Source organism: Macrococcus equi (genome assembly GCF_047426745.1).
GTDB classification, from domain to species: domain Bacteria; phylum Bacillota; class Bacilli; order Staphylococcales; family Staphylococcaceae; genus Macrococcoides; species Macrococcoides equi.
Map to the genome: position 1 here is coordinate 364,992 of NZ_CP179732.1, position 12,939 is coordinate 377,930.

15 protein-coding genes are annotated in these 12,939 nt (G+C 34.5%); 6 read left to right on the forward strand and 9 right to left on the reverse strand.

Translation table 11 applies throughout. The features are described from left to right. Positions 1-9 precede the first annotated feature (9 nt). Entirely contained in the window at positions 10-1,500 is a 1,491-nt protein-coding gene (gene mqo, locus ACMGE6_RS01840) for a malate dehydrogenase (quinone) (protein WP_414054225.1), read from the reverse strand. A 149-nt stretch (positions 1,501-1,649) separates the two neighbouring features. Beyond that, complete coding sequence (locus ACMGE6_RS01845) at positions 1,650-3,032, reverse strand: MFS transporter (protein WP_414054226.1); 1,383 nt, start codon at positions 3,030-3,032, stop codon at positions 1,650-1,652. 174 nt (positions 3,033-3,206) lie between these two features. Here ACMGE6_RS01845 and ACMGE6_RS01850 point away from each other — a divergent pair, with 174 nt between their 5' ends. Next, the gene (locus ACMGE6_RS01850) at positions 3,207-3,626 is read left to right on the forward strand and encodes a 6-pyruvoyl trahydropterin synthase family protein (protein WP_414054227.1); all 420 of its coding nucleotides are present in this window, start codon (positions 3,207-3,209) and stop codon (positions 3,624-3,626) included. Positions 3,627-3,642: 16 nt separating this feature from the next. Here ACMGE6_RS01850 and ACMGE6_RS01855 read toward each other — a convergent pair whose 3' ends face one another. Both ACMGE6_RS01855 and ACMGE6_RS01860 read right to left on the reverse strand, forming a co-directional pair. Then, positions 3,643-4,089 (reverse strand): hypothetical protein, encoded by a 447-nt coding sequence (locus ACMGE6_RS01855; RefSeq protein WP_414054228.1) that lies wholly within the window; start codon positions 4,087-4,089, stop codon positions 3,643-3,645. 104 nt (positions 4,090-4,193) lie between these two features. Next, positions 4,194-5,630 (reverse strand): 6-phospho-beta-glucosidase, encoded by a 1,437-nt coding sequence (locus ACMGE6_RS01860; protein ID WP_414054229.1) that lies wholly within the window; start codon positions 5,628-5,630, stop codon positions 4,194-4,196. A 135-nt stretch (positions 5,631-5,765) separates the two neighbouring features. Between ACMGE6_RS01860 and ACMGE6_RS01865 the strand changes: the two genes are divergently transcribed. Together ACMGE6_RS01865 and ACMGE6_RS01870 are read left to right on the forward strand one after the other, a co-directional pair. Then, positions 5,766-5,951 carry a hypothetical protein gene (locus ACMGE6_RS01865; protein WP_414054230.1) on the forward strand — a complete coding sequence of 62 codons (186 nt, stop codon included), beginning with the start codon at positions 5,766-5,768 and terminating at the stop codon, positions 5,949-5,951. A gap of 359 nt (positions 5,952-6,310) precedes the next feature. Continuing rightward, positions 6,311-6,514, forward strand: a complete 204-nt coding sequence (locus ACMGE6_RS01870; RefSeq protein WP_414054231.1) for a hypothetical protein — start codon at positions 6,311-6,313, stop codon at positions 6,512-6,514. A 41-nt stretch (positions 6,515-6,555) separates the two neighbouring features. Here the strand turns inward: ACMGE6_RS01870 and ACMGE6_RS01875 are convergent, their stop codons facing one another. The 3 genes from ACMGE6_RS01875 to rbsK form a co-directional block, all read right to left on the reverse strand. Further along, the gene (locus ACMGE6_RS01875) at positions 6,556-7,035 is read right to left on the reverse strand and encodes a DUF805 domain-containing protein (RefSeq protein WP_414054232.1); all 480 of its coding nucleotides are present in this window, start codon (positions 7,033-7,035) and stop codon (positions 6,556-6,558) included. Between the two features lie 40 nt (positions 7,036-7,075). Then, positions 7,076-7,516 carry a DUF805 domain-containing protein gene (locus tag ACMGE6_RS01880; RefSeq protein WP_414054819.1) on the reverse strand — a complete coding sequence of 147 codons (441 nt, stop codon included), beginning with the start codon at positions 7,514-7,516 and terminating at the stop codon, positions 7,076-7,078. Between the two features lie 211 nt (positions 7,517-7,727). Beyond that, positions 7,728-8,585: a ribokinase gene (gene rbsK, locus ACMGE6_RS01885; protein WP_414054233.1), complete on the reverse strand. Its 858-nt coding sequence runs from the start codon at positions 8,583-8,585 to the stop codon at positions 7,728-7,730. A gap of 141 nt (positions 8,586-8,726) precedes the next feature. Here rbsK and ACMGE6_RS01890 point away from each other — a divergent pair, with 141 nt between their 5' ends. Beyond that, entirely contained in the window at positions 8,727-9,140 is a 414-nt protein-coding gene (locus ACMGE6_RS01890) for a hypothetical protein (RefSeq protein WP_414044894.1), read from the forward strand. 3 nt (positions 9,141-9,143) lie between these two features. Here the strand turns inward: ACMGE6_RS01890 and ACMGE6_RS01895 are convergent, their stop codons facing one another. Then, positions 9,144-9,710, reverse strand: coding sequence for a hypothetical protein (locus ACMGE6_RS01895; RefSeq protein WP_414054234.1), 567 nt, complete (start codon positions 9,708-9,710; stop codon positions 9,144-9,146). A 94-nt stretch (positions 9,711-9,804) separates the two neighbouring features. Between ACMGE6_RS01895 and ACMGE6_RS01900 the strand changes: the two genes are divergently transcribed. Further along, complete coding sequence (locus tag ACMGE6_RS01900) at positions 9,805-10,263, forward strand: hypothetical protein (protein ID WP_414054235.1); 459 nt, start codon at positions 9,805-9,807, stop codon at positions 10,261-10,263. Between the two features lie 16 nt (positions 10,264-10,279). On the opposite strand, the gene ACMGE6_RS01905 is transcribed toward ACMGE6_RS01900, so the two are convergent. After that, positions 10,280-11,893 carry a hypothetical protein gene (locus tag ACMGE6_RS01905; RefSeq protein WP_414054236.1) on the reverse strand — a complete coding sequence of 538 codons (1,614 nt, stop codon included), beginning with the start codon at positions 11,891-11,893 and terminating at the stop codon, positions 10,280-10,282. A gap of 211 nt (positions 11,894-12,104) precedes the next feature. Between ACMGE6_RS01905 and ACMGE6_RS01910 the strand changes: the two genes are divergently transcribed. Further along, positions 12,105-12,926: a zinc ribbon domain-containing protein gene (locus ACMGE6_RS01910; protein WP_414054237.1), complete on the forward strand. Its 822-nt coding sequence runs from the start codon at positions 12,105-12,107 to the stop codon at positions 12,924-12,926. The last annotated feature ends 13 nt before the right edge of the window (positions 12,927-12,939 follow it).

Here is a 12,939-nt window from a genome sequence, read left to right on the forward strand (position 1 = left end):
TATTACTGATTATTTTTCTTTTAATCCTAATGCTTTAGATGTATTCACGTTAATTTCTTCAAATAATGCTTTATTTTCAGCTAACTTAACGCCATAAGAAGGTATCATCTTCTTAATTTGTGGTTGCCATTCATTCATTCTATCAGCAAAACATTTATTAATAACATCAAGCATTACATGTACTGCTGTTGATGCACCTGGTGAAGCACCAAGTAATGCCGCTACACTTCCATCTTCTGCTGTAATTACTTCCGTACCAAATTGCAACGTACCTTTGCCGCCTTTGTCCGTCTCTTTAATTACTTGAACACGTTGACCTGCAACTACAATTTCCCAGTCTTTAGAATCTGCATTCGGAACGAATTCACGTAATTCTTCCATACGTTGTTCGTGAGATAACATCACTTGTGAAATTAAGTATTGTGTTAATTTCATCTCCTTACCACCAGCAGCTAACATGTTTGTCACGTTACCTGGTTTAACCGTTGCAAGTAAATCTGTGTATTTACCTGTTTTTAAGAATTTAGGGCTGAATCCTGCGAATGGTCCAAATAATAAACCGCGTTCTCCGTTGATATAGCGTGTATCTAAATGTGGTACTGACATTGGTGGTGCTCCAACTTTTGCTTTGCCATATACTTTTGCAAGATGTTGGTCCACTACTTCTTTATTTTTACATACTAAGAATAAACCACTTACCGGGAATCCACCAACACCACGTGCTTCAGGAATACCTGTTTTTTGTAATAACGGTAATGAGTATCCGCCTGCTCCAATGAAGACAAACTTCGTATTATGCACTTCAGTTTGTTTGCTGTTTTGATCATACACTTTCACATTCCAGCTACCATCTTCAGCACGTTTAATGTCTTTAACTGTATGATTGTAATGGATTACCGCACCATCATATGACTTCATAATATCAAATAAGTCACGCGTCAACTGACCGAAGTTGATATCCGATCCTGCTGCCATACGTGTAATCGCAATACGCTCTTCAGGATTACGACCTTCCATCATTAAAGGTACCCATTCGCGCATCTTATCATGATCTTCAGTAAATTCCATACCCTGGAATAATGGATTATCTTTAAATGCATCTAAACGATTCTTTAAGAAACGAATATTATCTTCGCCTTCTACAAAACTTAAATGTGGTACTGGCATGATAAAGTCTTGTGGACGCTTTAACTTACCTGTGTTTACAAGATATGCCCATAACTGTTTAGATAACTGAAATTGTTCATTAACATTTACAGCTTTAGTAATATCCATTTTTTTGTCTTTATCTTCACTCGTATAGTTCAATTCACACAGCGCTGAGTGACCAGTACCGGCATTGTTCCATACGTTTGAACTTTCTAAACCTGGTTCAGCTAATTTTTCAAATACTTTAATATTAATCGAAGGATCAAGCTCTTTAAGTAACACACCTAAAGTCGCACTCATAATCCCGCCACCGATCATTATTACGTCAGTCTGTTTAAATACTTTTTTCATTTTATATCCCCCAGAAAATCTAAATTATATTTCCATTATAGACCTTTTTTTATCATTTGTAATACTAATATAATGAAAATCCGAAAATAATGTAACCGTATTCAATATAATTAACTATAAAATAAAAAAGAGCCCCGAAGGGCTCTTCATTATTTACCGCGTCTCGGATCATCTTTCGGTACGGTAACCATTATTGCTAAAAATGAAATTGCTGCCATAGCTGCATTTGCGAGTAACGCAATCATCGCACTTTTCGTTAAACCAAGCGGTTCCTGGAAGAAGTGATAGATTGCTAAACTAATTGCAACACCAAACGCACCACCTAAAGCAGATGCCATTTTGTAGATACCTGATGCAACACCTACTTTTTCTTCTGGTGAAGTAGCAATTGCAGTATCTGTTGACGGTGTGGCATACAGACCTAAACCTAGGCCAAATAAACCAAAACCAATCACGCAACTGATGACATAAATATTTTCAGGTAAGAAAGTTAATGAGATCATTACGATACCCACTAATACAATGAGTGAACCTAATAACATCGGTTTTTTCGCACCCATCTTCTGTAATAACTTCTCACCAATAATAATCATAGATAATACCGTGATTACGTACAGAATCGATAACATTCCCGTCTTACTTTGCGAGAATCCTAAACTTTCCTGAATATACGTATTTGCAACAATTAAAGTACCTGCAACCGCATTTAAAAGGTAGTTTGAAATAACAGCACCTAAATACGGCTTATTATGAAATAACTCGATATCAATCAGTGGATTCTCCTGACGCTTTTCAATCATGATAAATGCAATGAAACTCACGATACTTAGTGTGACAAGGCCTAAGAAAATCGGTGACTTCACACCTAAAGAACCACCTTGAGTTATAGCGATATTTAAACTTAATAACACTACGATTAAAGTAACCAATCCAAAAACATCAAACTTCATATCGTTCGGTTCATCAGATTTAGTTTCAGGTGTACCATGAATCATGATCATCGCAATAATTGCCACAATAATTGAAATGATAAAAATCCAATGCCAACCAAACTGTTTCGCAACTAAACCACCAAAAATAGAACATAAACCTGAGCCACCCCAAGAACCAAATGACCAGTAACTTAATGCACGTTGACGATCTTCATCATCATAATACGCTTTAATAATCGATAACGTTGCAGGCATTAAGCACGCTGCTGAAATACCTTGAATTGCACGTCCGATGATTAAAAGAATCGGATTATGTGTCAAAATCATTAGTAAAGAACCAATGATACTTAACACTAAACCAAATTGTGTGACCTTTACACGACCAATTTTGTCCGCAAGACCACCTGCGCCAACCACTAACATCCCTGAAAACAATGCCGTTGTACTCACAGCAATGTTAATCATGTCTAAACTCGTGTCAAAATGCTTTTTCAAATCAAGAACAACAATAACTAATGACTGTGCAAATAACCAATACGTTAAAATACCAAGCACAATACCAAAAACTAACTTATTACCACCCTTATACGGTGTCTCCATATACCCAGGACTCCTTTTTTCATTCTTTCAAATAGTCTATACCCATTTTTACATTCTAGCATAACAGAAGATATTATTTTATTAAAAAAATATGTAAAAATACTTTTATAATCTCATATTTCAATTTATACTTTGTATGTTCAAAATTTTGTCTCAATTCAGAAAGGAAATCTTATGACACACCTCGATCATATTACAATGCCACAGCAAACGAGTTTTTATCAGCGTGATATACTTATAAATCTCAAGTTTAAATTCACGACAAATAATCGTATATTCTTCCCTAACGGAAAACATAAAGACCTCTTTCATCACACCTATCACTTTGAAATCAGTATCATGAGCCCTGTGGATCAGTTCGGACTCGGCATTGATTTCTACAAAATCGAACAAATATATAACGATAAAATTGCGCCACAATTAAATGCATCCGTATTAAATGAAGCACTGCCTGAAATGAATACAACCGTTGAAAATATCGCATACTATATCTGGCAGCAGTTTGAGCACAACATCACAGCACCCATTCACTCGCTTACATTATATGAAACAAATAATCACAGCGTGACGTTAAATCAAACAATGGTCAAATAAAAAAAGCCCTAGAGGCTTATTTTTTTGTGAAATAATTTGAAGGCAACAGCGCATATATAAAAAATAAAACTATGATGATTGCAAAAAATATCTCGATTAAATACTGTGTATCAAAAATTAGTACAATATTAAAAAAATATTTTAATACATTTGCTAAAACTATTAATCCGAATGCTATCATATAAAATCTGCTAGCAGCTTTATAATATTTATTATCTTTGCCAACATCATTGATGCGTCGTATTGCAGATGACATAATAGGATAGCCTATTAGTAACAATAGCAACAAGAATAATGGCAGAAATAAAATATTGTTGTCCAGTTTTTCAATCCAGATAAGGGAGTAGAATAATAATCCAATCAAAAATGAATTGATAACAAAAGGTAGCCAAAATTGAAGTCTGGTGTCTTTTTCTTCGTTGTTAAACCATAGTCTCCAGTATCTCTTGTATACAGCAAGCATTATAATCACCTCTTTAATTTCAACATCTTATTAACAATATTATACATCCAACTAAAAAAGTAAAACAAAAAAAGAGATGCTTCTTGAACATCTCTTTCCTCTCTCTACAATTCTTCACCATTCGTAGCAATAACACGTTTATACCATTCAAATGATTTCTTTTTACTGCGTTGCATCGTTCCATTACCTTCATTATCACGATCTACATAAATCATACCGTAACGTTTCTTCATTTCACCTGTCGTAAACGAAACAACATCAATTATTCCCCATGGTGTATAGCCTAATAAGTCTACTCCATCTTCTAACACCGCTTCTTTTACCGCTTCGATATGTGATTTAAAATACTCTATTCTTGTATCATCATTAATCGTACCGTCTGATTCAACTTTATCAATCGCACCAAATCCATTTTCAACGATGAATAATGGCAATTGATATCTATTGTATAACGTATTTAACACATAACGCAGACCGATTGGATCAATCGTCCAGCCCCAGTCAGATGATTGAAGGTATGGATTATCAATTCCTCCCTTTAATCCCCCGTTTAATATACTTGTCGGATTAGATACTGCATCATGCTTTACTGCAGTCGACATATAGTAACTAAATGCCAGATAGTCCACTGTTCCATTCATTAAAATCTCTTCATCCCCAGGTTCAATCGGTAGAGTAACACCAATACGTTCTAGCTCCTTTAGTGCATACGCAGGATATTTACCTCGAACTTGTACATCCGGGAAGAAGAAGCGTTCGCGATTCGCAATTTCCGCTGCCATTATATCTTTTGGATCACAAGAATATGGATATACCGGAACGTGAGATACCATCGCACCTATTTTAAACTCAGGATTAATCTTATGACCAGCTTGCACTGCTAAAGCACTTGCCAGTAATTGATGATGTGCAGAAATATACATAACAGCACGCGCATCTTCATCAGGCTTTACTTCTATACCAGCATTCGTCCATAAAAATAGCGGGTTACCAACATCCATCTGATTATTGATTTCATTGAATGTCATCCAGTATTCAACCTTATCCTTGTATCGCTCAAACACTACTTGTGCAAAACGTACGAAACAATCAACTACCTTTCTGCTTCTGAAACCACCATACTCACGCGCTAAATGTAACGGCATCTCAAAATGGCTTAACGTGATAACCGGCTTAATATCATGCTTTAATAACTCATCAAACACATCATCATAGAACTGTAATCCTGCTTCGTTCGGCTCAGCCTCATCACCATTTGGAAAAATACGTGTCCATGCTATCGACGTACGAAGCACCTTTAAACCCATTTCAGCAAATAAAGCTATATCTTCTTTATAATGCGTATAAAAATCAATTGCTTCGTGATTCGGATAAAATTCATGTGGTTCAACCTTCTCAGTAATTCTTCTTGGTGTACCATGAGCACCCGCAGTCAATACATCCACTACAGATGGTCCTTTACCACCCTTGTTCCAGCCACCTTCGAACTGATGCGCAGCAAGTGCGCCACCCCATAAGAAATCATCGCTTAATTTTGACATAATAACCTCCCGTAACCTAATGATAAATCAATTATAAACTTATCATTAGCTACACACAAAAATGACACTCTTATATATCGGAATAATATACAAATTATGCTATAATGGAATAAAAATGAAGAAAGAAGTGTTTACGTGGATATATTAGGTTCTTTTGGTGTCATTATTACAAGTCTTATTCCTATGTTCATCATATTTCTTATACTGTTGGACGGCTATAAGACGAAAGTAAACTCAGAGAAGATTATTGCGCAAAATGAGGAAATTATTAAGCTGTTGAAACAAAATCAACACACTGGAGTGAATAAATATGATGTTTAGTACTATAAGCGGACTAATCAGTCTCATCCTTTTACTCGTACCTATTATATGTATTATCATAATGACAAATGTCATGATAAAAAACCACAGAAATACGACGCGTCTTATTGAACAAAACGAAGAAATTATTCATCTTTTAAAGTCAAAACAGGAACAGGAGTATAAATAGTGATGGAAGCACTTTGGGTTGTTTTAATAAGCGCTTTTACTGTACTTCTATATATTGTTCCCATCATTATCATCGTGCTTATCGTCTCATATCTATATAACACACGACAAAACACAAAATATCTGATCCATCAGAATGAACAGATCATCAAACTTCTTGAACAAATCGTTAACAGGGAGAAACAAAAATAATGTTTCCTACTACTTTATGTTTTATGATAAGCCCGCTAGGTATTATATTTAACCTTTTATTATTAGCAATTCCTATAGCTATATTATGGGTAGTTATCAATCACCTTCATCAAACTCGCAAAAATACACACTTTATTATTATTCAAAACGATAAGATGATTAAATTATTAGAAGAAATTAAAAATCAGAAAAACAACGTATAACACTAGTTTATACGTTGTTTTTAGTTTCTTACTATTTATTACTAAAGTCTTCCTCGTTTTAAAGAAAATACTCCTAACATGTATATCAAATAAATTAACGGTAGCGATAAAATTACATAATAGATGATTTCCACCCATAACACATCTGCAGGCAATCCTTGTCCCACGATGGCAAATATCAACATATAAATTAAATACGTCACCGGAAAGAATCCTATTAGTATCGCATGTACCCCTTCTATTCTTAAGTCTCTACATCTTCTAAGCATCAAAGTAATCATCGGTACTAAGAAAATAATCAAAACTATAAAATGATATAAACGCCAATTTAGTTCAAATAACATTTCAAATAATGGTTGCTTTAAATTAAAACCTAATTCAGGTAATCCAAGCATCGGTCCAATTAAAAATACTGTGAGTATGATTAACAGATGCGGCCAGAATCCTAAATTAAATTCTTTCCTGTCTGCTTCACTTTTTATATTAAATATATTTTTCCAGAAGTTCATATAAGTATCCATACTCTCACCTCTTCAGTTAGTATATCTCAGAAATCATGTTCTATCTTTGCATATATTCTTCGTTGTCCTCTATATATTTACGATCAGCGCCGTATTTATTAGGTCCTCGTGTACCTTCTTTCATCGCTAATATTAAGAGTATTAAATCTATCACTATCAAACTAACGTACAATATTGTATAAACTTTACCGAACGTTGTATCAAAGTTATACAGCTCTTTTTCAGTATAGAAGTATGACATTAGCAGTACAGGAATAAATGCTACTGACACTATAATTGCATATATACCGTTGATATTAATGTCCTGCAATCTACGTACAGCCAGTGACAAGAATGGTATAAAGAGAATCCAGTAAAGTATATCTAACGCTGGGATAAATACATTCTCAGTAATATTCAGCTTAAAACCTGTAAGAATATCAATCACAATCGCCAAAGCCATTCCTAAAAATATAATCATCGTAAATACTAGTAAAGGCAGCCAGTACTACGCACGTCGTGCTCGTCCTCTAAAGTTTAATCCATTCTTCCAAAAGCTTATACAAGCTTCTTTCATCGTCAAATCTCTTTCCATAAATAATCTCTCCTTTGTAAATATTTTACCATTCCAAAGAAGACATGAACCTTAAAGTTACCTTAAAAAACCCCCACCGAATTGGTGGAGGTTAATGTCTTACTATTTTTCCAAAGCTTCAAATCATCTCTTCTCTCATCGGCATGCCGCCTTGTGCACCGATGCCTTGAACAGATAAAGATGCAGCTTGATTGGCAAACTGTATTGCTTCTGATAAATTTTTTCCTTCACTCAGTGCTACAGCGAGCGCACCATTAAACGTATCTCCTGCGCCAGTTGTATCAATCACTTCTACTTGCTTTGTCGGGACTTCTATTAATTCATTGTCGTAATAGACTGCTCCCTGACTGCCTAGTGTCACAATCATCTTTTCTGGATATTGTTGAATGGCGTCTGAATAATCAGCTCCAAACATCGAGGAGCTTTCTGTTTCATTGGGTGTAAAGTAATCTACTCTGTCGAGTAACGTCTGATCTATTTCTATAAATGGAGCAGGATTGTATATTATAATGGCGTCACTTGGTGCGTTTTGTATTGTGTGCTGAATGACATGCACAGGTATTTCATTTTGAATCAATATAATACCTGGCTCTGTTATTTCTTTAAATAACGCATCAACTTGTTCAGTTGTGATTAATTGATTGGCAGACGGGACAACAATGATTGAATTATCATTTTCAGCTAAAGTAATATGCGCAGTCCCACTGGCGCTGTCAGTGATATTAATCTTACTCGTATCAACATGATTTGCTTGCAAGTTGTTTATAATCATCTCACCATATGCATCATTCCCTACAGCACCAACCATCTTGACCTGTCCACCTAATCGTGCGGCTGCAACAGCCTGGTTCGCACCCTTACCGCCACATGTCGTAAAGAATTGTTCTCCGAGAATTGTTTCTCCTTTTTTCGGCATCTTTTGAGCCTGCACTACTAAATCTACAGACATACTACCTATAACATAAATATTTTTCATATAATCACTCCATTCATTTAATCAAATTTTACTATGCTAGCCTCTAATTCTTCAATCGTAACATGAATTAAAATTTGCCTAAACTAAAATATTGCTGTATCATTTAAATAATCAGAATATTCTAACAAAGGAGTGATTACGATGTTTCATATCTTACCTAAGCGTACAAAACTGAGCCTTTGGACTTCAGCAGCTATCTTTATCGTTTTTGTACTTTACCTGATTATATTTTATTTCAAAGGCCAACCGTTACTTTCACTCTATTACATTGCTTTAATTCCTATCCTTGCTTATACAGATTATGTCCGTACAGTAGCTAAGTATCTTGAAAAAATTAACGATACAGCAAATATTATTACCTGGGAAAACAAGAAGTTATTATGGAATACTATATTCACAGCGTGTCTTGTATTAGGTATTTTCATTTATTCAGCAACGCATTACGCTGGCTTCGGTAAGTTAGGACATACGTCAGTCACGTTGGGATTTTTGATTACTACTGTCATTGAGCTCTTTACGTACTTTAAAGAACAACGACGTTACAGTAAATCATAATCTTCATTTTGGATTTAACTGATCTTCTATATCCTTAATCACTTCAAACATTATTTGTGCCGTGTCATTTGGCGATGAACCATTAGGGATAACCGTCAATTTATCAGCTGGTATTTCACCACTATAACCCGGCACAAATTGCTCTTCAATAAAACAATGCACCATTTCACTTATCGCTTCAGTACTGATAAATAACTTATTGATGTACAACAAACTCTTACAATCGTATAAGTTGCCGTAACTTGCCATTGAAGCAATCGTATCGTCACCAAGATTTGAGAAGAATACGAGTGTATCATTCTCATACAAATCGTATACCGTATCAATATCCCAGTCATCCAGTTCATATGAATCCGTATCGTTAAACTGATTGAAGGCAATACCCGCTTCAGATAGTTTTGCTTTCAAGCTTTCCAGTTCATCGCTCGCTTTAAATCTTGTACTTAAATAAACATCGTATTCCGCTGCGCTTAATTTAAATGCAAGCGGCAGTGGCATTGTGTTTAAGACATCCTGCATAGCGTCAGACTGTAGTTGCTCACTAAAAACCTCTCCGATTACAAATACCATGACCTCACCTCTATCTCATCATAACGAATAAAGAGTAAAATGACACGCGATAATCTTTTTTAAATTGATATAATAAAAAATAAGAGGTGAAGTTATGAATTCAGTTTTATTAAGAGAAGAAGATAAAACTATTCTTCGAAAATATAATATTAACCCTGATGAATTTGATGAAGATTTTGAAGACATCTTTAGAATGATTGGTTATGCCTATGATGATTTACTATTCAATGAATTTGGTTATGAATTTAGTCCGGAAGAAATAGAAAAAATCCCTAGAATTGCAGCGATGAAAAAAGATTTTGAAAGTATCTTTGATCATATAAGTATTGATGAAGGATACATTAACTATAATCATTTTTATATTTCAACATATGATGGAATTCATTGTACTATTATGTTAAAAAATGGTGAAACACTTAAAGGGAGAAGTATTGAAACATCATGGGTTAGTAAAGAAATTACATTAGAGATTACTTCATTTTTTAGAAAGAAAAAAGTATATATCAATGCTGAAAATATTATAAGTATAGAAATAGAAAACAGCACACTATAAAAGTGTGCTGTACAAATTATAAATCCTTTTCTGGCATATTTTTAAACATCGGCTTATTTTCAGTACCACCAAATGTAATAATTACCTGAAATCCATTATTTTTATTTGTATTATAAATATATGTTTCACCGTATAATTCATGATTTACAATCTTAGTAGGTTCCCCAAAAACTTGCTTGACTTCATCTTTAGACATTTCTGTCATTGGAGTTATAAAATAATCACCAAAATTCTTTTCATGACCATAAAAAGAAATATCTCCAACTCTTGAAATTCCACCTTGGTGCATGTCTGTTCCGCCATATTCATCAATTGAACCATATAGTTTTTCTATTTCATCAAATGACATTCCTTTTTTTATACCCGCAAAGTCGTCAGTATGTGCTTCATGGAAGAAATAGTCTTTAAACTTTGGATCTCTTATATCGATTTCTCCGTTCTCATCGATAAAGCTATAGTCGCTCTTTCTTGTTTCATTTTCAGTTTGATCACTTGTTTGCTCAACTTCTTGTCCTGACATAATTTGTTCGGCTATTTTTTTAATTTCAGGGTTCATTGTTGCTTTCAGAATCGTCATGTTACTTAGATCAAATCCCCATGACTCAGAATAGATTGAGAAATAGTCGTTGACTTTATCTCCACCTGTTGTCTTATACTCATATACTTTTCCGTTGTTTGCTAACAGATAGACGATTGTTTCAGTCCCCGGTTTCATAAATCCTTCAATACCTTCAACGTTTGATGTATCCATTGCTGCTGTCTGTTCACCTGTAGTGCCGTCTTTAGCTTGATAAACCACAACGCCACCTTTTACCTCAATATCATGAACTATTACACCAGGATTGAGCATCGCTTGAGCAAGCATCAACCCATCTTCTGTAGGAACAAATAAGTCTGTATTGATGCCCCCGCCATGTATTAAGTATCTGCCTGTTGCTGCAAGGTTATTTTTTTCAGCATAATCAAACATTGCTTTTTCAAATGCATCTTGCTTTTCCATGAAGTTGCCATCAGTTTTACCATTCGTTTCTTGCATTCCTTTTTGGTCGTTGACTTGCGCTATACCAATTAAATTATCATTATCATCAAATGAGGCACGTATTTTATAACCATTATTATTATTGTCGTTATACTCAAGCGTATTGCCTGGTGCTCCATCAGTCGTCGGATTGCTATAGACTTTCAGAAATTCTGCTTTTGATATTTTTCTGTTAGGGTTAATCACGATTTGACGAACTTTATTAAGATTATCGTATGTCACACCGTATACATCATATAAAGCTGTCGTCTTTAATCCATATAGATCGTCACCTTTACCAAGTGACGCTCCGTAGATAGCCTCAACTTCATCTCTTGTCATACCGAATTTAATTTTATCTACTGCAAACCTGTGATCATTAAACATATACATCTGATGAAAGTCTTCAGACATAATATCAGTACTTTTATGGTTCACTGATTTTTTTGTTGTCTGCGTATCATTTTTATTTTCTTTTTTTGTAGTATGTTTCACAGTTTTTGTTTCACTATCACTTTGAATCTTTGAGGCACCTTCTTGATTAGCTTTGTCATCATTACAAGCTGCAAGTAATGTTGTGAGTGATAAAGCAAGCATAATTGATCTCTTCATTAGTTTCTCCCCTATATCCATTAATAATTCTTATTTTACAATTGATTCAGCTAAATATGTTAAACAGGCGGAAAATATAATACTAATTTTGATTAATTTACACTAATTAAATTGTCATACATTTGTTACTATATTTGTAAAATGTATTGCGCATCATATTGGGCTACTTTAAGATTAAGCTAGATTACATTAATAGAAAGGGGTTATTTCAATGCTTTGCCCTAATTGCCAAAGTCCTATCCAGCCTAATGATAAGTTTTGCGGGGAATGTGCCCATCCTCTAAAACCTGTCACACCACAAGTTGAAACTTACACCGCGAAAACAGACACTACTCAACACTTCAATGAGACACACCCGACAGAAGAAAAGCCACAATTTGATTTCTCAAAATCCTCTAAAGAAATTGCATTAGAAGGTCGTCACTTTTTCAAAGACGCACTGAAACACCATGATGAAATTATTAATCAACCAAAAAGTTATTCATTTGGGTTACTCGGAACATTATTTGGTGCTGGATTAATCATCGTCTTCATCGCTACTATGCTTTTACTACCTAATCAGATTGAATATCTCAGTATCTCTCAAAGTGAAATTGCATTTAAGGTAACACTTGCTGTACTAGCATTTCTTGTTATTTCTATTGTTTTAACTTACGGTATTATTCGTTTAATCGTTAAAGAACCTATCAACTTTCAGAAGTTTTTATCTAACTACATTTTGCTGAATACCATTTCAATCATGTTATTTGCAATCGCCTGGATCCTCACATTGATGGATCTACGTATCGTGCCAGGTATCCTAACTGTGCTGGGGTTATTCTCTTTACTGATTTCGTCAGTTTATTTAATTACGAAAGCTGCTGAGAATTATTCGATACGTATCGGAAGCTTTTATGGCGTTGTACTATATTTTGTCGCACAAATTATTTGTTTAGTGATTTTCCTGCGTTATTTATATGAAACGGCAGTGATGCAAATAAACAGAGCTGCAAGTGGTTTATTAGATAGTTTTAATTTTTTTAACAATTTCTAAAGGAGCATGTGAA